This window comes from Elusimicrobiota bacterium (assembly GCA_016180815.1).
Classification (GTDB): domain Bacteria; phylum Elusimicrobiota; class Elusimicrobia; order JACQPE01; family JACQPE01; genus JACPAN01.
In genome coordinates, this window is sequence record JACPAN010000005.1 from 66,237 (window position 1) to 85,679 (window position 19,443).

The 19,443-nt window shown below is 53.7% G+C and carries 19 protein-coding genes; 12 read left to right on the forward strand and 7 right to left on the reverse strand.

Annotated features, from left to right (window positions below; genetic code table 11):
* The first annotated feature begins 5 nt into the window (after positions 1–5).
* The 3 genes from HYT79_01995 to HYT79_02005 all read left to right on the forward strand — a co-directional run bounded on the left by HYT79_01995 (position 6) and on the right by HYT79_02005 (position 3,349).
* Complete coding sequence (locus HYT79_01995) at positions 6–2,204, forward strand: hypothetical protein (protein MBI2069348.1); 2,199 nt, start codon at positions 6–8, stop codon at positions 2,202–2,204.
* A 72-nt stretch (positions 2,205–2,276) separates the two neighbouring features.
* The gene (locus HYT79_02000) at positions 2,277–2,843 is read left to right on the forward strand and encodes a helix-turn-helix transcriptional regulator (protein ID MBI2069349.1); all 567 of its coding nucleotides are present in this window, start codon (positions 2,277–2,279) and stop codon (positions 2,841–2,843) included.
* Positions 2,843–3,349: a hypothetical protein gene (locus HYT79_02005; GenBank protein MBI2069350.1), complete on the forward strand. Its 507-nt coding sequence runs from the start codon at positions 2,843–2,845 to the stop codon at positions 3,347–3,349. Before HYT79_02000 ends, HYT79_02005 begins: the two co-directional genes overlap by 1 nt.
* Before the next feature lie 7 nt (positions 3,350–3,356).
* Here HYT79_02005 and HYT79_02010 read toward each other — a convergent pair whose 3' ends face one another.
* From HYT79_02010 to HYT79_02040, 7 genes are all read right to left on the reverse strand, one after another.
* Entirely contained in the window at positions 3,357–3,746 is a 390-nt protein-coding gene (locus HYT79_02010; protein MBI2069351.1) for a response regulator, read from the reverse strand.
* Between the two features lie 5 nt (positions 3,747–3,751).
* Positions 3,752–5,569, reverse strand: a complete 1,818-nt coding sequence (locus tag HYT79_02015) for a glycosyltransferase family 39 protein (protein ID MBI2069352.1) — start codon at positions 5,567–5,569, stop codon at positions 3,752–3,754.
* A complete protein-coding gene (locus tag HYT79_02020; protein MBI2069353.1) occupies positions 5,566–6,495 on the reverse strand; it encodes an ROK family protein in 930 nt (309 codons plus the stop codon). Before HYT79_02020 ends, HYT79_02015 begins: the two co-directional genes overlap by 4 nt.
* Positions 6,492–7,466, reverse strand: a complete 975-nt coding sequence (locus tag HYT79_02025; GenBank protein ID MBI2069354.1) for a DUF1573 domain-containing protein — start codon at positions 7,464–7,466, stop codon at positions 6,492–6,494. The genes HYT79_02020 and HYT79_02025 overlap by 4 nt, the downstream gene beginning before the upstream one ends.
* An 89-nt stretch (positions 7,467–7,555) precedes the next feature.
* Positions 7,556–8,773 (reverse strand): S8 family peptidase, encoded by a 1,218-nt coding sequence (locus tag HYT79_02030; GenBank protein ID MBI2069355.1) that lies wholly within the window; start codon positions 8,771–8,773, stop codon positions 7,556–7,558.
* A 32-nt stretch (positions 8,774–8,805) separates the two neighbouring features.
* Positions 8,806–9,543 carry a hypothetical protein gene (locus HYT79_02035; GenBank protein ID MBI2069356.1) on the reverse strand — a complete coding sequence of 246 codons (738 nt, stop codon included), beginning with the start codon at positions 9,541–9,543 and terminating at the stop codon, positions 8,806–8,808.
* Positions 9,544–9,621: 78 nt separating this feature from the next.
* The gene (locus HYT79_02040; protein ID MBI2069357.1) at positions 9,622–10,200 is read right to left on the reverse strand and encodes a thioredoxin family protein; all 579 of its coding nucleotides are present in this window, start codon (positions 10,198–10,200) and stop codon (positions 9,622–9,624) included.
* 144 nt (positions 10,201–10,344) lie between these two features.
* Between HYT79_02040 and HYT79_02045 the strand changes: the two genes are divergently transcribed.
* The 9 genes from HYT79_02045 (at position 10,345) to HYT79_02085 (ending at position 19,068) form a co-directional block, all read left to right on the forward strand.
* Positions 10,345–11,415, forward strand: coding sequence for a quinone-dependent dihydroorotate dehydrogenase (locus tag HYT79_02045; GenBank protein MBI2069358.1), 1,071 nt, complete (start codon positions 10,345–10,347; stop codon positions 11,413–11,415).
* The gene (gene pyrF / locus HYT79_02050) at positions 11,415–12,158 is read left to right on the forward strand and encodes an orotidine-5'-phosphate decarboxylase (GenBank protein MBI2069359.1); all 744 of its coding nucleotides are present in this window, start codon (positions 11,415–11,417) and stop codon (positions 12,156–12,158) included. The genes HYT79_02045 and pyrF overlap by 1 nt, the downstream gene beginning before the upstream one ends.
* A gap of 36 nt (positions 12,159–12,194) precedes the next feature.
* The gene (locus HYT79_02055; GenBank protein ID MBI2069360.1) at positions 12,195–12,785 is read left to right on the forward strand and encodes an orotate phosphoribosyltransferase; all 591 of its coding nucleotides are present in this window, start codon (positions 12,195–12,197) and stop codon (positions 12,783–12,785) included.
* Between the two features lie 17 nt (positions 12,786–12,802).
* The gene (gene purM / locus HYT79_02060; protein MBI2069361.1) at positions 12,803–13,771 is read left to right on the forward strand and encodes a phosphoribosylformylglycinamidine cyclo-ligase; all 969 of its coding nucleotides are present in this window, start codon (positions 12,803–12,805) and stop codon (positions 13,769–13,771) included.
* A 26-nt stretch (positions 13,772–13,797) separates the two neighbouring features.
* The gene (locus HYT79_02065; GenBank protein ID MBI2069362.1) at positions 13,798–14,352 is read left to right on the forward strand and encodes a thermonuclease family protein; all 555 of its coding nucleotides are present in this window, start codon (positions 13,798–13,800) and stop codon (positions 14,350–14,352) included.
* A 147-nt stretch (positions 14,353–14,499) separates the two neighbouring features.
* Positions 14,500–16,764, forward strand: coding sequence for a trehalose-6-phosphate synthase (locus HYT79_02070; protein ID MBI2069363.1), 2,265 nt, complete (start codon positions 14,500–14,502; stop codon positions 16,762–16,764).
* 3 nt (positions 16,765–16,767) lie between these two features.
* On the forward strand, positions 16,768–17,169 hold the full coding sequence (locus tag HYT79_02075; protein ID MBI2069364.1) for a low molecular weight phosphatase family protein: 402 nt from the start codon (positions 16,768–16,770) through the stop codon (positions 17,167–17,169).
* Entirely contained in the window at positions 17,166–17,846 is a 681-nt protein-coding gene (locus HYT79_02080; protein ID MBI2069365.1) for a hypothetical protein, read from the forward strand. Before HYT79_02075 ends, HYT79_02080 begins: the two co-directional genes overlap by 4 nt.
* Entirely contained in the window at positions 17,833–19,068 is a 1,236-nt protein-coding gene (locus HYT79_02085) for a glycosyltransferase (protein ID MBI2069366.1), read from the forward strand. Before HYT79_02080 ends, HYT79_02085 begins: the two co-directional genes overlap by 14 nt.
* Positions 19,069–19,443 lie beyond the last annotated feature (375 nt).

A 19,443-nucleotide genomic window follows, 5' to 3' on the forward strand; every position in this document is an offset into this window, starting at 1 on the left:
AAACAGTGACAGACACCATTATCCCCTTTTTTGCGCGGTTTATTTTAGCGGCCACCGTTTTGTTGCCGTTTCCGTTTTTGTTGATGGCCGAGGATGCTCCATCAAAAGAAGAAAGCTTAGAATCCGAGCCTTTTCGTCAGGAGGACGCTCAATACAATTGGTTGAGACTGGGATCGCTTTTTGACGATCGCGATCATGAACGCCGGGGTTTTAATCTCGATTTGCATTTGGACGTTGACGAACAGGCGAATCTGGGCGCGAGTTCGTTGGGGGTCAATTATCTGAGCCCCGCCCGCCAGTGGAGACTGAGAACCCAGATCGGGGTTATCGGTAAGGAAGCGTCGGAGAGCATCCAAGGCATTTCGCCTTATCTTTACCAGGATTTGGATTGGCGTTCGGCGCATGACGCCGAATTTTATCAGCGCGCAGCAGCCAGCATGGCGCTTCTTTATTCAAGGGCGCGATTCTTCGCGGATGACCGGGGCGATTTTGAGCGAACCTTCGATTCCATGGTCGAGGGCACGGGTTTGGCGCCTTACGCTTTGCTGGTGGATTACGATTTTCACGGCGCGTTCATTCCCATCGGCGCGGCGTTTTATCAGCTGGGTCAAATGTACCCCATGCCGTGGGACCTTGATGTCGGGTGGATGACGACGTTTTCCCTGCAGCACTCCTGGATATTCCCCAACCTTCAAACCGATGTCAGCTTGGGGGCTCAATGGCGGCCCGATCTTTTGCCTTTCCGCGTCGCTTTGTGGGCGGGGGAGAGCCAGAATTTTTCTCCGGCCGGGCAATATATTCTTCAAGACGCTATGGCGTTGCGGGAAAACAAGGTTCCTTTTGAAGTGCATGCCGAGCGCGCTCCTCATCTGGGAGCGGCTGTTTACGGACCGCTGCCCTTGGGGCTTCCCGGAGATTGGATTGTGGATCATTCTGTGCGCTTTAACCCGTTGACCACGGCCGCGCATTTGGGCGTGGGCGTTAACTCGAGGATCAAGGATTTGCCGATTCAAATCGGCATGGGCTGGGAGCATGAAGAAGGGGACGGGATCGAATTTAATCGCGACCGCAAAAGCGCTTATGTCAATGTTTCGCCTTGGGAGCTGGTGCAAATGACCGCATCCGTGGGGGCCGAGGATTTTCGCTATGGAGATGCCCGCTACACGAATGTGGGCGCTTTTATCGGCTTGCGGGGAACTTGGGGAAAGCACCCGGTATCCGTGGCCCTAACTGCGCGTCCTGAACTTGAGGAAACCAGGCATGAGGATTTGCCTTACGGACGCGAGCAAATGGCCGATGATTTAGCCCGGATCAAGCATCGCTTGGCCGAGGAATTAATCGCCGATCTTGAGCGTCTTAAAGACGAGCAATTCGATCAAGCTTTCGGGCCTTACCGACAAGGCGCCGGCGACGCTCAAGAATGGAATGATGAAAATTTGGATCACTTGATTGAGATGCTTCGTTTGATCGACGCCATCACCGCCGGGCAATCCGGCGTGGACACTCAAGCCCTGATTCAATCCTTGCAAAGCTACCGTGATTTGATTGCTTCGCTTAATAATGCGATTAGGGGCGCCGAGGGATCGTCCCGAGAGGCGGCCCATCGCATGATTGCGGCTTTACGCGATTTAAATAATTACACCGACTCCGTGGTCAGGGATTTGGGTCAAAGCGCGGCTTTGGAACGCGTAGCTCAGCGCGGCCTGCGTTATGCGGTCCAGGAAGCGGCCCGGCAAAATCCCGTGCGCTTCCGGTTATTTAACCGCGACTTGCGCATGGAAATGGGCGGGGCTCATATGATTTCCGCGGCCCAAATCATGAACGGCCGCCTATCGCCCTTGCCACCCTTGAGGCGGGGGGATATCGAGGAATACATCGTTCCTTTCGGTTATTGGCAGCTTTCCCGCGCCATGGATAATGAAAATCCCGATGCCGACGCCGGCCATATCATTGAAACAGGGCTTCAAAACATTCCGGAGCAGGATCGTGATCGGGTGAGGAACGAATACGGTCCCGATGCCAAAAGCATGCTCGACAGCGGTATGCTTTATATGGGTTCAATGACGCGGAGCGAGGCCAATCAAATGATGCTTGACGCCACCCGCGCCGGCGAACAACAGGATGATTTAACCATCACTCGGGGCCGCAAAGCCAACGAATTATCCGGTCAGGGGCTCTTGGAAATGTTCCGGCGGCAGCCGTAAAATTTTGGCGCAACGCATAATTTTTAGTTTACCGTTATTGACATAATATATTATGTCATTTATACTATTCTCATGCAGGGCATTAAAACCGCCAGGGAGCAGCGCCATATTTCGCAGAGACGTTTGGCTAAGTTGGCCGGCGTTTCTTTTAGGTCCGTACAGCTTTTGGAATCCAAAAAGCATAATCCCACGCTCGTTACCCTAAAACGTGTCGCCAAAACCCTCGGTTATTGCCACCAGGCGGTTGATGAGCGTTTGGAATCCATCTTCGCGGCGCCTTCGGATTCCATCGTCGCCATATCGCAGCAGATTGCCCAAGAAGGCGAGGGTTCCTGGAAACTTTGGTTTTTTAATTTTGTGGATGCGTTCAGGCGCGATCGGCATCAAACCTATGTGGAATCACCGCCAGTTGAGCGGACTCCTCAGAGAATAAAGGCGTTGTTGGCTTCGGGATCTGAAACGCTTTGCGATGAGATCGGTTTGACTGCGCCTTGGTGGTGCGCCGGGGTCGGCCCTTTAAACGAACCGTGGTTTGTTTCAGGGTTGGACAGCTTGAAACCGTCGGTCCTGATTGAAAGCCCCGTGCATTTCAGGAAGCGCAATATATTTGTGTTGAAGAATTTTTTAAAGAGGGCCTGATGCTTGATATCCCCTTGATGCGGCGGCTTTTTGCAGCGTTGAATAAAGAGCTTGCCGATAAGGATATTGTCGGGGAAATCGGGCTCTGCGGGGGCGCCGCCATGTGCCTGGCATTTCAAGCCAGAAGAGCCACAAAAGACATTGATGCCATTTTTGCGCCGTCCGGCGAAATTCGTAAAGCCGCGCGGCGTGTCGCCAAGGAATTTGGTTTGCCCGAGGATTGGCTCAATGACGCGGCCAAGGGTTATTTTTTGACCGACCCGCCCAGGCAGGACGTGCTGGAGCTTTCGCATTTGAGAATTTGGGCTCCCAAGGCGGATTATATGCTCGTCATGAAATGCCTGGCCGGCCGCGCCGACACTCAGGATACGGATGACATTAAATTTTTATTGAAATACCTCAATATCAAAGCTTCACCAAAAGTTTTTTCTTTAATCGCCCGCTACTGCCCCCATGCCCGCGTCCCGGCTAAAACGAAATTTTTGGTTGAAGAAATTTTAGGATGAGGCCGTTTTACTCGTCCAGGATTTCAGCGAGTTTGGCGTAGAGTTTGTTGAGATCGAGCGGCTTGGTTACGTACGATGCGGCGCCCAGGCCGAAGCCGGTATTGATATCGCCTAATTGATTGAGCTGAGTCAGCACCAGGACCGGGATATTTTTGGCTTTGTCCGTGGCCTTTAAATTATTCAATACCTGCCAGCCGTCGATATCGGGCAATCGGATATCGAGAATGATCGCTTGAGGCACATGTGTCATGGCCATGCGTATGCCCTCATGGCCTTTGGACGTGCGCAGAATTTTATAGCCCTTGGCGTTTAAGGCGATTTCAATGGTATGGGCCACGGAGTCATCGTCCTCGATGACTAAAATCGTTTTTGATTTTTTAAAGAGCTTTTTAAACATCCGCTTTATCTTACCTCATAAATCGTAACGTTGGCATCGGCGTAGGTTTCGGCCAGGAACGACTCCTTAAAGCTTCGCCATCGCCGTTCGCCGGCTTCATCAAGAGGCATTGTCCGGTAACCTGCGATGCGTTGTTCTTCGGTCCGGTGGTGGAAGATATGAGTTATGCCTTCCGCTTTTAATGTTTGACGCAATGCCTGCTCGTTCGCGGCTTGGGCGATCCAGTCCGCCAAGGGATGCCGGTCGTGAACCGTAGCCACCACGAGACGCCGGTGAAATCCATAGGCGCGGGTTTCGCCCAAAAGGAGAACGCGTCCATCGGCGGGAACATGATGATTGATCCACTCCAACGCCTCCTCGTAGCCTAATTTTTTTTGAAGGTAGTCTTTTTTGCTGACGAGACCGACCGCGGCTTTTTGATCGAGGGATCGCCGGAAGCCGTGGAGCATCCAGAAGGCATGGTACGCCAAGACCAGCGCGATGGCCGGTTTGAGCCACCGTTTTATTTTTTTATCGGCGTCATGAAATCCCAAAGCGCCGAGAAAGGCCGCGGGCGCAAGCAGGGGAGAGAGGTAACGCAGGTAATGGGTTTGGGCCAAACCAAGAATCCAGTTGCCCAGCGTCCAAACGCCCAGCGCCTGATGAATGTTGGATCGGCGGCAGGTTTTCACGGCAAAAGGCAAGACAAGAAGAAATCCTGGTCCGATGAAATAGGCGCCGGAAAAGTCGGCGAAGCTGCCTTTGAGAATGATCATGAAATCGCTGATGAAACGCGGGCCGGGATGCCAATGCCGGGCTTCCCAGAGAAAATGCGCCCAGCCTTCGGGGTTGGGATGGCGGCCCAAAAATGCGCTCAGGTAAGGGTAGAGCGGATCGCCCAACGCCGCCCAATTGCGCAAAAGCCAGGGCAAGGCGGGGATTAGGGCCCCAAGGAAGAACAAGGCCAGGCCTCGGCTCATAAGAGCTCTGTTTTCCTTGAATAAGCGCCAGCAAAGCAAAAGAAAAATGGTTGCGCACCAGACACCCGCGAAATATTTGAATGCAAACATGAGTCCGGTAAACAGTCCCGCCAAAAACAACCCGGCATTGTTGACCGGAGTCCGAAGAAGCGCATGGAGAGCAAGAATCAAATAACCCGCTAACGTGGGTTCCACGAGGCTGCGCGTCATATTGCGAAAAATAATCGGCGCGGTGAGGAAAAGAAGCGTAGCGAGCTCTCCGGCTTTGGGTTTATTTAAGCTGCGACCCCAGGCGTAAAGAGCAAGCGGCGCGATCAGGCCCAGAAGTCCGGCGAGCATTTTAGCTACGGGTTCCCCGCCTGTGCCCAAGCCCAATGTTAGGATCATTTCTTCTAAAAGGGGCATAGGTGTAAATGCGTGGCGAGCCGTGGGGACAGTGTTCCCCTCGAGAAGAAAAATTTGAGGCAGGCCAAGGTGGTACACCAAAGCGTCAAAATAGGTTTCAGGCCTATAGGCGTTGAACACAAGCAAGAACGCGGCCAAACCCATGAGAAATTTTCCGGGACGTGAAAGGCCGCCAAAAGCAGCCTTCTGCCATAATTGCGCGATGATCCGGCGTTCGGTCAAGGTGACCGCGATCAATAGGCCGACAATAACCCAAAGAGTCGCGGGGCTGAGCATGCCGGCTTGACCCAGGGCGAGAACGCTATAGCCGCAAAGGGCGAAGCCCAAGGCTAAGCTGGCCGCAAAAGCCATCGGATCGTCAAGGCTCGCCCCTAAACGTTTGAACAGTTTAAACCCAAGACTGAGGCTGCCGCCTGTAACGGCGGCGAGAAGGAAAAGATGCCAGGGTAGAAGGATCAATTTGTCAGATAAGCGGCGGCGGCCCCCAGAACGCCGGTTTCACGCCCTAATTTAGCCGGCGCAACAGGGATGCGCGACGCCTGAGGATTGATGGAGTGCCGGGGGATCGTGCGGCGGATGACGTCAAAAAACGGCCGTCCGAGATTGGCGACGCCCCCGCCCAAAATCATGATATCCGGATCAAGCATATTAACGATATTAGCGAGCCAAAGCCCGATGTAGCGGGCTGTTTCATCGATGAATGTTTGCAGGCGCCGGTCGCCTGATCGCGCTCGAATTCCGATCATCGCGGCGTCGAGATTTTTGGGCAATGAGGGCCAGGTTTCCAGGGCCCGGCGAACCATAGAAGGGCCGGAAGCATAGGCCTCGATGCATCCGCGCTGTCCGCATTTGCACAACCGGCCGTTGAAATCGATGGTCAGGTGGCCGCCTTCAAGCGCGAGACCGGTATATCCGGTGAACAGCTTTTTATCGATGACAAACCCTGTGCCGATGCCCGTGGAAATGGTCGCATAGAAAACGAAACGTTTGTTGCGGCCCGCGCCCCAGAGCGCCTCGCTTAAGGCCGCGGCATTGGCGTCGTTTTCCACGGCCACCGGCCGCTTGAACCGGCGCTCGAGCCACGCGCCGATGGGCAAGCGTTCCCAGCCCGGCAAATTCGGCGCTTTAAGAAGGCAGCCTTTCTCGCGGTCCAATGGGCCGGGCACGCCTACGCCGATGCCTTGAACTCCGGCAAGTTTGGGGCCGGCCAAGCCTTCGATCAGGCGGGCCAACTGAGCTTTGACCGTTTCATGGCCTTGTGTTTGCGTGGGTTCTTCGATTGTGCGCAAAAGCCGGACTTGCCCGGGAAAAATGCCCGAGACTTGAATCAATCCGGTCATCACTTTGGTGCCGCCGATATCCACGCCGATGATGGTTTTTTTCATTTTCCGGTAATGCTCATAACGGCCGGGCTGCGCAGATCGTTTGATTCAACGGTGATCAGGGAATGGCGGTGCCCGGGGGTTTTTGGTTCAAAAACAATCATGAATTCCGTCATTTCTCCGGGCTCAAGAATGAGCGGCGTTTTAGGCGGGCTTTTAAAACGAAAAGGAAGCTCCGGCGGCCCAATTTTTTTTATGTTCAGCGGTTCTTGCCCTGTATTTTTCAGGAACAGAGGATGTTCCTTGAGTTTTCCGGGCAGTGCGGGCGGAAGTTTATTGAAATCAATCGTGTCTTCCGGGTACGTCGTTAATTGAGCGAACAGCCCGGCGTCTCTTAGAGCCAGGCGCAGGGGCGAAGCGTACACGCTTTTGCCGTGGAGTTTTAAGAATTCCTGCGCTTTAACCGCTTGTTTGGAATTCGTCTTTAATCGGCGGCCGCCGGGATCGACATAAGGCAGGAGGCTGTTGGCCCCAAGATATTCCAAGGCTTTTTGTTCGGCTTCATCGGGAGCCTTAACGGTCAGTTCCAAGGCGTTCGATGCCGTTCCTTCTTCATAGGGGAAGCGGGCTGCGATTTTATAGCGTCCGGGTTCCATAAAAGCCGGGGTCTTAGTTCGGACATCGTAAGCCAAGTGGGCTGTGTAGCTGATGCTTTGTCCGGGTTCAATCCAGACGGGATCAGGGGGCCTTCGCTGTGAAGCCGCGGCTTTGAGATGTTTGGCCGAAAAATATTGTTCGCTTTGGCCATCCGGCGCCGTGACGTAAACCAGGAGCCCCCATTCAAAGTTGAGCGGGAATCGAATACGCTTGGGTCTTGCGGAGATATTTTTGAACTCAAAGGAAATCGGCGCGGGCTCGCCGGCGATATAAGTTGATCGCTCGGATTTGATCGAAAGCCGCCAGGATTGATCGGCCGGTCCCTGCTGGGCAAACGCCAATTGGCTAAAGAGAATGAGTAAAAGAAATCGGCGCATGGATCACAAGATAGCAATCCTTGCGCCTTTTCCTCAAAACAAAAAACCCTCTCATCATGAGAGGGTTTTTGAAATGAGATGAAACGGACTTACGGAGTCGCGGTCAACCGTTGGCAATTGACCATGCCTGAGCCCTGTTGTTCGGCGGTCAAGCCGGTCAACAAATCGGCATTGGTTTTCATCGCATCGGCCAGGGTCGAGGGCGTGAGCGTCGGGTTCTGGGCCAATTTCATGGCCGCCGCGCCGCTGACATGCGGCGTTGCCATCGAGGTGCCGGACATGGTGGCGTAGACACCGCCTTTGTACGTTGATTTCACGTCTTTCCCCGGAGCGATCAAATCCACCTCCGGTCCTTGGCTGGAGAAGCCGGCCGCTTGATCCGATGAGTCGCTGGCCGCGACAGCAATGACTTCAGGGTAGCGGGCCGGGTAGCTGACGCAATTCGTGCAGGGTCCGGAATTGCCCGCTGCAGCGACCACGGTGACGCCGGCATTATAAGTTGCGGTCACGGCGTCGTGGAACGACTGATTGTCCGAAGATGAGCCCAGGCTCATATTGGCGACTTTGCCGCCGTTGGCCGCGCACCAGTCAAGACCCTCGATGATATCCGAAAGCCAGCCGGAGCCGTTTCTGCTTAAAACCTTAACAGCCAGAAGTTGGGCCTGCGGGGCGACGCCGACAACGCCGATGCTGTTGTTTAAACCGGCGATGGTTCCGGCGACATGGGAGCCGTGGCCGTTGTCGTCATCCGCGGATTTGGAGGGATTGACGGCATTGTAGCCGCCGGCAATATTGGCCTGAAGATCAGGGTGATCAAGATCAATGCCCGTGTCAATGACGCAGACTTTGACGCCCGCGCCTTGACTGGCGGACCAAGCTTCAGGGGCTTTGACGCGCGCAATACCCCAGGGCGTTTCCTGAGCCGGTTGAGCGGGGGCCGCGCCTCCGGGTTTGCCGTGTTCTTCAACTCGGCCGTGTTCCCGTACGGAATCTTTGACGACCGCAGCCTCAACGATCAAATCTTCATCCACGCGTAAAACATTGGGGTTGGTTTTGACGCTATCAGCGGCGCCTTCCGGTAAATGCGCGGCCACGGCGTTAATGGAACCAAGATTTTTTTTGACGCGTCCGCCGACGGCTTCCACGGCCGCTCGTTTAGCGTCATCAGTCGTTCCCGCTTGAAAAACCACGATGCGCCGGTTTCTGGCTTCGTCGCGGTTGAGATCACCATTATCTTTGTCAGCTTGAGCCACAGCCAGCAAGGGCATGAGTCCCAGCATCAATTGAATTACGATTTTTTTGTTCATATTCGTCGAATATCCTCCTCGATTCATTTTTTTTAAGCGGTGCGGACTTCTGCAGGCGCCGGACTTAGGTCGGAGGCTGCTGCCGGGATGGCATCCGCTTCTTCTTGAGCCTTGTCCGCTTCATTGCCGTGCTGCACAGCTTCAACGGTATTGACAATTCCGGAGACCAGCCCCATGGCGCCCATCGTCACCAGCGCGCCTAAGCCCCAGCTGGCCGGACTGAAAATGGCCATAATGCCCATGCCGATTTGCAAAATCGTTCCCAAAACGCCCAGCACCTTATCTACGGTGGACATTTTATCCCAGTCCGCGATCATCTGATAAACGCGGTAAATGGACAAGGCGAACAGCAGTCCCGCCGCCGCATAACCGAAAATCGGCATGAGATTAGGATAAGGACCCAAACCTAGAGTCAAGCCTGTAACCGAGCCGGCCACGGCCAAGCCCGAAATCCCGACGTTGAGCCAACTTTTGCCGGCTAATTCACGATGCGCCCTGGCCCGGTCCTCAAGGATGCCTTTTCGAATCTGCTGCGTTTGTTGATAAACCCGTTCTTCGTAATTGTCACCCGGTAAGCCGTCATAGGAGGCCACTAAGACCGGCGCGCAGGCGCCGGGCGATTGAGCGCCGTCGTAAATCGAAGCCATGTCCGCCGCCGCCAGATCGGCTCCGGCCACGGAGGGCGAGGCGCAGGAATCAGGCTGGGCTGAGGATTGAGACGCGCAGAAGAAAAAACACAGGGCGATGAACGTGTGAAAAATATTTTTCACGGATCTCAATATAGCACAGGGCGGGATTTGAGTTATAGGTCTTTTGGGTAGTTTAAAATTGCCCGAAAGGCCCACCCATTATCGAAGAAGGGCGTTTAGGCGTTCTTTGAAGGCCTCTTTCGTGACGATGCCGTGGAGACGATCGCCCGATTCCCGTCCGCTTTTAAAGAAGACAAACGTGGGCACGCTGTCGACACCCAGACGCCGGGCCACGTCGGTGTGATCCCTCGTGTTAACCTGCACAAAACGGATTCTTCCCGCGTATTCATCGGACAGGTCGCGAACAACAGGATACATGCGCCGGCAAATGGGGGAGCGCGGATCGTGAAAATAGACGGCGACCGGAATCTCGGATTTTACGACGATATTCTCAAAATCGTCATCCCCGATTTCCTGCACGGTCAAAGGGGCGGCTTGATCGCTTTGTTCGAATTCCTGCGCCTGGGCGGCTGCGCTGCCGGGGAGATCGACGCGGCTTGGGGTTCTATTTGGACTGCGGCCTTTGAAGGCGGGCATGGTTGCGCCCGTCGCAGGAGCACCGTCTAACAGCGCGGTTAAGGCATTCTGAACCTGCGCGGCGTCATTGGCGAGAACCCAAGCCAATGGGTTCAATAGCAAAACAACCGTAAAAATGGCCGGCCACAAGGATTTTTTCATTCTCTATATAAAATTTACCATGGCTTCTATCCAAAATCTCAGGACTTTAGACCTTAGTTAATATAGGACTAAAGTCCTATTGTCATTGATCAGCCTCAATCCTGCCTATATTAGAGTCATTTTTGTTTTGTTCTAATCAGATGGATGCTCTTGCCCTGCCTTGATTTGCTCGATGCGGAAACAGCCCATGAGGCGGCGCTGCGTTTTTTATCCGTTTGCCAAAGTGTCCCGCCGGTTTTGGGGCTGCTGAAAGCCTGTTACGGCCGCCATGCCTTCGTTCATCCGGAATTAAATACCCGTGTGGCTGATTTGGATTTTCCAAACCCGATCGGGTTGGCGGCGGGCTGGGATAAAAATGCGCGCGTGCCCCTGGCCTTGTCCAGCTTGGGCTTCGGATTTCTTGAGCTCGGCACCGTAACCTGTTGGCCGGAATCAGGTCATCCCAAGCCCAGGATTTTCCGCAGCCACCGGGACCAATGGATTATCAACCGGGTCGGCTTTGCCAATGACGGGGCTGATTCGGTGCGCGGCCGCCTTCAAAAGTTGCCGCATTTGGGCGGCCCGATATTGGGCTTGAGTTTGGGGAAAATGTTGTTCTCGCCGCCTGAGCGGCTGATGCCCGAGGCCGTCAGGATGATGGAGCTGTTTTATCCCTATGCCGCTTTTTTTTCCGTCAATGTGAGCTCGCCCAATACCCCGCGCGGATTTTTGATGGGGCGCCCTGATTTTCTCCGGGAGATGCTTGGCGCCTTGAAGCGTTCGAGCCGGGACATCGGCTTAAGGCTGGGCCGCGTCGGCAAACCCCTTTTTGTTAAGATTTCTCCGACTCTAAACAAGGGAGAAATCGAAACATTGGCCGAGGTTTTGCGCGATTCCGGTGTTGACGGCGTGATCGCCACCAATACAATGGCGACCCCGCAGGGCGGCCTCTCCGGCTTGCCGTTGAAGGCCGCGGCCTTAAAGACCACGGCCAGGCTTTATGCCTCGCTCAAGGGAGAAGTGCCGGTCATCGGCGTGGGCGGCATATTGACTCCGGAAGACGCCTGGCAGCGCATCACCGCCGGAGCTTCGTTGATTCAGATGTTCAGTGGTTTTGTTTTCAGCGGGCCTTCGCTGATTCGTCGGATTTCACGGATGCTTTCATCGCAGCTCGCTCAACACGGCTTTAAAAACATTCGCGAGGCCGTGGGCATTCACGCGGAGCGTTACGCTTGATGAAGAGTCCCCGGGCCGGTATGGACGTCAAAAACAAACTGGTCGTGGCCTTGGATGTCACGCCGGCGCGGGCCAAAGAGATTGTGTCTCGGACCCGTGATTTGGCCGGGATTTACAAGGTCGGCCCGGTCCTGTGGCTTGAATGGGGCTCCGAGTGCCTGAAATTTTTCGCCGGAGAAGGGGCGCGCGTGATGATTGATTTTAAGTTTCATGATATTCCCAACACGGTCAAGGCCAGCCTCGCGGCGTTGCTGAGGGCGCCGGGATCGGAAAGCATTTGGGGGGTGACGCTGCATACGTTGGGAGGCTATGCGATGTTGACGACCGCGGTCAGCGAGCGCGACGCCGCGGCTCATCGCCCGATGCTCTTTGGCGTCACTGTTTTGACCAGTTTAAGGGAGAAAGACCTCTATCGCGTGGGCATCAATCGTACCGTGGAGGCCGAGGTTAAAAAATTGGCCGTGTTGGCCGAGGACGCGGGTTTGGACGGAGTCGTTTGTTCGGGGGATGAAACAGCGGTGATCCGCAAGGCCTGCGGCAGGGAATTTTTGACCCTTGTCCCCGGCGTCCGGCTCGACGCCAATCCAAAAAAGGATCTCGATCAAAAACGCGTCGTGACTCCGGCCGCGGCTTTGGCCGGGGGCGCGGATTATTTGATCGTGGGCCGGGATATTTATGAAGCCGAGGATCCGCGCGAGCGGCTGGAAGCTTTGCTGGGCGCGGCGGCCACGGCCGAGCGTTAATTTTGTTATATCTTAGAAATAGGGAGGCATAAGCAAATGGGCAAACTAGGAAAATTCGACTTTGTGGGACTGTTGGGGGAGCACGGCGCGCTTTTATCAGGGCATTTCCGTTTATCGTCGGGCATGCACTCATCCAGTTACATTCAGACCGCCCTTCTTCTTCAATACCCGCATATCTCCAACAAAATCGCCAAGGCCATGGCGGCTAAATTCCCTGCTGAGATCGATTGCGTTTGCTCTCCGGCCATGGGCGCGGTGGTGATCGGCCAGGAAGTCGCGCGCGTCAAAAAATGCCGCGCTATTTTTACCGAACGCACGGGCGGGTCCATGTCTTTGCGCCGCGATTTTCATATCGAACGCGGGGAAAAAATTTTGGTGGTCGAGGATGTGTTGACCACCGGGCGATCGACCGGGGAGGTCGTGAACTTGGCGCGTCAATACGGCGGCAAAGTCGTCGGCGTCGCCGCAATTGTGGACAGAACCGTCACCACTCCCAGCTTGGACGTTCCCTTTCGTTCTTTGATCAGTTATCCGCTCGAGCTGTACACGCCCGAAAATTGCCAGCTTTGTAAAAACGGCGTCCCTCTGACTTCGCCGGGCTCGCGTTATCTGGAACCGGCGGGGTAAGCCCTAAAACCCTCGCCATGAAAGTCGGTTACGGCGCCAGCGGCGTCCATCTCTCCAGCGCGCATGCTCTGTTAAAGGATATCGCCCGCCAAACAAAACAACCGATTTCTCATTTTGCCAGCGTCGTTTCTTTCGATGGTTTTCGCCTGGCCTTCTCAGCAGACGGCGTGGGCACTAAGGTTGAATTGCTGCGCGCGTCGGGGCTCAATTGGATCAGCGGTTGGGATGCCGTGGCCATGAACGCCAACGATCTTCTGTGCGTGGGCGCCCGGCCCATGTGGTGCCTGGATTATTACGCCCAGGGCCGGTTGAACAGACGCGTGTTCGGACAAGTGCTTCACGGCCTTAACAAAGCGTTGGATGTTCTCGGAGCGCGGCTTGTGGGCGGGGAAACAGCCGAATTGCCGGGGCTTTTTCACCGGCCCGAAGTTTATGACGTCGCCTGTTTTTTGACCGGCACCATTGCCGATCATGGCCTTAACCCCCGCAAAATAAGGCCGGGCGATGTTCTTGTGGGGTGGCCTTCGGCCGGGCCGCATGCCAACGGTTTTTCCCTGATCCGAAAAATTTTGACGGGTTCCGAAGTCAGAGCCAGGGCAAAAGAGCTGTTGGCTCCTACGCGGCTTTACGAGCGAGAGATCAGGCCGTTGCTGGCCGATCAAAAAACAAAGGGGATGATCCGTTCATTGGCCCATATCACCGGCGGCGGCTTTATTGAGAAATTGCCCAGAGCCATGAATGAAAACTGCCGGGCCGTTCTTCGCTGGGGGTCCTGGCCCGTCCCTTCCGTGTTCGGGTATTTGCAGAAAAAGTCGAACCTTAATCATCAAGAGGCCTGCGGAGTCTGGAATATGGGCATCGGTTTGGTCGCTGTGATCGGTCAAGAAAGCTGGCCTAAGCTGGCCCGGCGCCTGGGCGACCAAGTTGTTCCTATCGGCGAAATCACGCGCCGCGAAGCGCGCCAAGAAAGCGTTTGTTTCGCTTAAATCGATCGCTACTGATTTTTTTCGCGATGGCGCTGGCTTCGTGTCAGCGTGGGCCTATCGTGCGGGAAGCCATCGACGGCGACACGATCATTCTCAGCGATGGAACGCGCGTTCGTTATATCGGCGTCGACACCCCTGAAAAAGACCGGCCTTATTACCAGGAAGCCACGGATTTTAATCGCAGCATGGTCGCCGGCCGCAAGATACGGCTCGAATACGATATTGAGAAAACCGACGCCTATGGACGGCATTTGGCTTATGTCTATTTAAAGGACGGAACGTTCGTCAACGCCGAGCTCCTGAAACAGGGTTACGCTTACGTGTATACGATCCCGCCTAATTTGAAGCATACGGAACAGTTCGTGAAGTTTCAGCGTCGAGCCAGGGAAGAGAAAGCCGGGCTTTGGGGCGTGCCTGTGGATCCGGAGTCATCGTATGTGTTTTCGGCGCGCGGCCGCGCCTTTCACCGGCCATCTTGCGAATTCGCCAAAAAAATCGGCAAGAGAAACCGCATCCAAGTCGCTGATCGCGGCAAAGCCTTTGATCGAGGTCTGGCCCCTTGCCGCAAGTGCCGGCCGTAAGAAAGGCATTTTTGATCCGCCTTGCAAGAATGAGTAGAATTGTTGAGTTCAAGGGTCTAGAAACGAATTTCTAGAGGTTTTCGGATGGTCGGGCCGCCATCTTAGGCATCGAAAGGTGCATAGGATGGTTTTTTAGTTTATAGGGATATGCGTATCACATATCGTTTCATCACCGCACTTGTTATTGTTGTGGCCTCTGTGGCCTTTTTTTCCGCTTATCTTCATGTCCGCCAAGAGAGAGCCAAGCAACAGGATGAATTGGAGCGCCGATCGCGTTTGCTGGCCGAAAGTTTGCAAGAAGCCATCGAGCCTCATTTGAGGAAGGGCCCTTCCAAAACAATCGAGCGATTGGTTGAAAAATTCGGCAATAGGGAGCGTCTGGCCGGGGTGGCCATCTATGACCTCAATGCCGGCCCTCTGGCTGTAACCTCCCATTTGACATCTGTCCTGCCGACAGCGCCCTCGGTTGTTCGGGAATCAATGGAGAAGAAAATAGACGTAGGTCAATTTGGGCGCATCGACAATAAAGAGATGCATATCTACAGCCTTCCTTTGGGCATAGAGAAGGGCCAGGTGTCAGGCGCTTTGGTTTTATTCCATGATGCCGCCTATATCCAGGCCCATCTTGGCTCAATCTGGCGGCGCACCTTCTGGCGCGTGTTGATCCAGACCATTTTGATTTCCCTTGTCACGCTTTTGCTTGTGCGTTGGAGCGTGGGCGGCCCTATTGCCCAGATGGCGGAGTGGATGAAGCAGTTGAGATTGGGAACCGACCTTGAATCATCCAAGCTGCCCAGGGAAGGCCTATTCGCCCCGATGACCCGTGAAGTTGCCACTTTTGCCAAACACTTGCAGCAAGCCAAAATGGCCGTTGAAGAAGAGGCACGCTTGCGCCAATCCGCCGAGGCGGTATGGACGCCGGATAGGCTCAAAGAGCATGTTCGGTCCAAGCTGGACGGCAAGCCTCTGTTCGTTGTTTCCAACCGCGAGCCGTACATGCATATCAAACAGGGTCGCGCCACTCAAGTCATTGTTCCCGCTGGAGGCATGGTGACGGCTTTAGATCCTGTCCTGCGCGCCTGCGGAGGGACTTGGATCGCTCATGGCGCGGGCGACGCTGACTGGGATGTCGTGGATGAGCAAAACAGAATCAGCGTGCCTCCGGATGACCCTCTTTACACGTTGCGAAGGGTAGCCTTGACCAAAGAAGAGGAAGACGGATATTACTATGGATTTTCCAATGAGGGAATTTGGCCTCTATGCCACATCGCCCATACAAGGCCGATATTCCGGCCGGAAGATTGGCAGGCCTATCAAAAAGCCAATCAGAAGTTTGCCGAGGCTCTTTTAGAGGAGATCGCCCAAGTTGATGAGCCCTGCGTTTTGGTTCAGGATTATCATTTTGCCCTTCTTCCCCGATTGCTTAAAGAAAAGCGGCCCGACGCAAGAGTGGCTCTTTTTTGGCATATCCCCTGGCCCAACCCTGAATCCTTCGGGATTTGCCCCTGGCAGAGAGAGCTTCTCTACGGCATGCTGGGAGCCGATCTTGTTGGCTTCCAGACTCAGTTCTATTGCAATAATTTTTTGGATACAGTGGACCGCGCTTTGGAGTCCCGCATTGATTGGGCGCGTTTCGCCGTTCAAAAAGAAAATCACACCACCTTGACCAAACCCTTCCCAATCAGCGTGGCCTTCCCTTCGGTTTTTGGGGATATCGGTTCCCAAGATAAAGCCAAGATGGATCGCGCCGCGCTTTTTAAAGAACTGGGAATCAAAATCAAATATCTCGGCGTTGGGGTGGAGCGGATGGATTACACCAAGGGAATCCTGGAGCGCTTTAGGGCCATCGAACGTTTCCTCGAGAAATACCCCAGCTATCAAAGTGAATTTACTTTCGTGCTCTTGGGCGCGCCCAGCCGCACCCACATCAAGCGCTACAACGAATTTATGGCTGAAGTGGAAACCGAGGCCGATCGCGTTAACTGGAAATTTAAGACAAAGGACTGGAAACCCATCGTTTTCTTAAAAAAACACCACAGCCACCAGGAGATTCTTCCCTTCTATCAAAATGCCGATGTGTGTTTAGTCACATCCCTTCATGACGGCATGAATCTGGTCGCCAAAGAGTTTGTTGCCGCGCGCGAGGATTCCGGCGGCGTCTTGATCTTAAGCCGTTTCGCCGGGGCCTCCCGCGAGTTGCGCGACGCCTTGCTCGTTAATCCTTATGACATAGATCAGATGGCTCAGGCCATCCGTCTTGCTTTGGAAATGGATTCGGAGGAGAAAGCAAACCGCATGCGCAGGATGCGGGAAACCTTGAAAGAAAATAACATTTACCGATGGGCGGGAAATTTGATCACCGAACTAGCTCAAATTCGTCTGCCCCAGCAACCGGCAGCTAAGGGAGGATAAGATATGCCTTCGATATTGTTTGTCTGTATTCACAATGCCTGTCGAAGCCAGATTGCGCAAGCCATTTGTAAAAAATCGGCGCCTGACTCCTGGATCATAGCCAGCGCCGGGATTCGCCCCTCCTCGCAGGTTGATCCTAAAGCCGCTCAAATTCTTGGCAAACATGGGCTTGCCATGACCCAAGCTAAGCCGATAGGTTTTGCTCAACTTTCCGATCATTCATGGGACTATCTAGTCGATATCAGCTGCTTATCGAAGCATTTGCCGGTCGTTGCCCAAAAAACCCTTCGGTGGGAATTGGCGGACCCTATGGATGGCCCGTTGGATCTTTATCAAGAGCTTTACGACGAACTCCAAAATCGAATTTCAAAGCTCATCGAAGAAATTGGCGGGATCCATCCGTGACCGCCCGCGCCAAAGAACCCTTTCATTTTTTCACCAGGCTTAGCCTGACATCCATGACAGGCATCAAGGCTAAAAATCTTCAAGAGCTTCTGGAGAGCCTCAAAACAGTCCCCGAGACCGTTGTCTACTACCATACCCATCGCTTCCTGCAGCAACATCAATACCTAGTTCCCGAGCCTCCCAATGATTTTGCCTACTGGGTAACCAACATGCTGCAGAATAAAAAACTGGGAGAGCGTTTGGCCGCCATCGACACCGTTCAGTTCAACACCTTAAGTGATCTGAGAGCGGCTTTCGTACGCGTTCTGGAAGAATCTCTTAAAGAAAACAACAACGATCGCCAGGCCCCCCCGGAGGGCGAGGAATTTCATTTCATGCAGGCCGTCCGGTTTTCCCTGCCCACGCCTTACCAGGCGTGGGATTTGGGTGAATTTGTCTCATGCCTTAAGAAAGTCAGCATTTCTAGCCTCTACCTGCACATTTTTGAGGCAAGACTGAGGCCCCCTCTGGGCATTAATGATTTTTCCTATTGGCTTGACAACCAACTTGCCGAGAAAGAGCTGGCCAAGAAAATAGCCGGTTTTGATCCTTACACCCAAACTCTGGAAGGATTGCGCGTCCGGATTATCGGCTTCATGGAGCAGAGATTAAAGGAGATTCCCCGTGCCGCGCCTTAAGGATTACGAAGGTGTCGTCGGGCAAGACACGGTGGAGGAGATTTATCTTTTAGCCGAGCGTCTTAAAGGAAAATCCTTGGTTCATGTTAATTCAACGGCCGTCGGCGGCGGAGTGGCTGAAATTTTAAACCGCATGGTGCCGCTTTTTTGCGAGCTCGGGATGGAATCTCGCTGGGAACTGATCAAAGGAGGCGAGGCTTTCTACGCGGTAACTAAAAAATTCCACAATGCCCTGCATGGCGATCATCAAGAGGTTGGGCCTGCGGATTATCAAATTTATGAGGATACGTTGGATCAGAATTTAGCCCAGATGAATTTGGACTCCGACATCGTCTTCATTCACGACCTTCAGCCGGCGGCCTTGGTTAAAAAGAGAAAGACTTTGAAAAATCGCTGGATCTGGCGCTGCCATGTTGATTTATCTCAACCTAACCCGCAAGTCTGGGATTTTCTTAAGCCCTATGTGGAAGATTATGATGCCTGTGTTTTTTCAGCGCCGGCATTCGCACAACAGCTTCGCATCCCGCAAATTTTAATCTCACCTTCTATCGACCCCCTGAGCGACAAAAACAGAGAGTTAAGCCAGCAAGAGGTGAAAACTATTCTTGAGGGCCTTAATATTCCAACAGACAAACCTCTTGTCACCCAGGTCTCCAGATTTGACCGTTTAAAAGATCCCCTGGGCGTCATTGAGGCTTTTCAAAAGATCAAGCCTTATGTGGAAGCGAGGCTTCTTTTGGTGGGAGGCGGCGCTACGGATGACCCAGAGGGTATTGAAGTTTACGAGCGTGCCCGGGAGAAAGCTAAGAAAGACGCCGATATCATGGTTCTCATGCTTTCCTCGGACAAGCATTTGGAAATCAATGCCATTCAGCGGGCGTCAACCGTGATCCTTCAGAAATCTATTCGGGAGGGTTTTGGTTTAACGGTAACCGAGGCTTTGTGGAAAGGCAAACCCGTTATTGCCGGCGCTGCAGGCGGCATTCCCCTTCAGATCACTCATAAATATTCCGGTATTCTGGTCCATTCTATCGATGGTTGCGCCTATCGGCTCAAACAACTGCTTCAAGAGCCAAGTTACGCAAAAAAGTTGGGAGAAAATGGCCGTGAGCACGTAAAGCAAAATTTCCTTCTTACTAGGCATCTAAGGGATTATCTGCTTTTGTTCCTATTCCTTTACCACCAAAACCAAGATTTGATTCGTTTGGATGCCAGGGCTTGACCGGCCCGGCCAACTTGTCGTGCTCCAGCAACTTGCAGCCAAGGGAGGATCAGTGGTAGCGGAAACTGTTGTCGTATGTTACGCTTACTGCGGCTGATGAAAAAAGTCTTTATGCGAAAATTGACGGCATCGTTTGCTCTCGTTGTTTTCTTTTCAGGGCCACGAATGCCCGTCTTTTTTCATGCCGTGGGCCATGTTTTTGAGCGTGCGCACCGACATCAGCATGATGGACACGCTCACAACCATGAGCACAAGGACGATCGCAACGGTCATCATCACGAAATCGCCGAATTTTTATCGGTGTCAAGCATTGCGCCGCAATCCTTCAAAATTGAGAAGCCCGAGGATAAATTCCAAAATGTTTCTGGCGATTCT

Excerpts from the sequence above, each read along its gene's own strand:
- HYT79_02000 (MBI2069349.1), top strand. The coding sequence starts at position 2,277 with ATGCAGGGCATTAAAACCGCCAGGGAGCAGCGCCATATTTCGCAGAGA.
- HYT79_02005 (MBI2069350.1), top strand. The coding sequence starts at position 2,843 with ATGCTTGATATCCCCTTGATGCGGCGGCTTTTTGCAGCGTTGAATAAA.
- HYT79_02010 (MBI2069351.1), bottom strand. The coding sequence starts at position 3,746 with ATGTTTAAAAAGCTCTTTAAAAAATCAAAAACGATTTTAGTCATCGAG.
- HYT79_02020 (MBI2069353.1), bottom strand. The coding sequence starts at position 6,495 with ATGAAAAAAACCATCATCGGCGTGGATATCGGCGGCACCAAAGTGATG.
- HYT79_02025 (MBI2069354.1), bottom strand. The coding sequence starts at position 7,466 with ATGCGCCGATTTCTTTTACTCATTCTCTTTAGCCAATTGGCGTTTGCC.
- HYT79_02030 (MBI2069355.1), bottom strand. The coding sequence starts at position 8,773 with ATGAACAAAAAAATCGTAATTCAATTGATGCTGGGACTCATGCCCTTG.
- HYT79_02040 (MBI2069357.1), bottom strand. The coding sequence starts at position 10,200 with ATGAAAAAATCCTTGTGGCCGGCCATTTTTACGGTTGTTTTGCTATTG.
- HYT79_02045 (MBI2069358.1), top strand. The coding sequence starts at position 10,345 with ATGCTCTTGCCCTGCCTTGATTTGCTCGATGCGGAAACAGCCCATGAG.
- pyrF (MBI2069359.1), top strand. The coding sequence starts at position 11,415 with ATGAAGAGTCCCCGGGCCGGTATGGACGTCAAAAACAAACTGGTCGTG.
- HYT79_02055 (MBI2069360.1), top strand. The coding sequence starts at position 12,195 with ATGGGCAAACTAGGAAAATTCGACTTTGTGGGACTGTTGGGGGAGCAC.
- purM (MBI2069361.1), top strand. The coding sequence starts at position 12,803 with ATGAAAGTCGGTTACGGCGCCAGCGGCGTCCATCTCTCCAGCGCGCAT.
- HYT79_02065 (MBI2069362.1), top strand. The coding sequence starts at position 13,798 with ATGGCGCTGGCTTCGTGTCAGCGTGGGCCTATCGTGCGGGAAGCCATC.
- HYT79_02070 (MBI2069363.1), top strand. The coding sequence starts at position 14,500 with ATGCGTATCACATATCGTTTCATCACCGCACTTGTTATTGTTGTGGCC.
- HYT79_02075 (MBI2069364.1), top strand. The coding sequence starts at position 16,768 with ATGCCTTCGATATTGTTTGTCTGTATTCACAATGCCTGTCGAAGCCAG.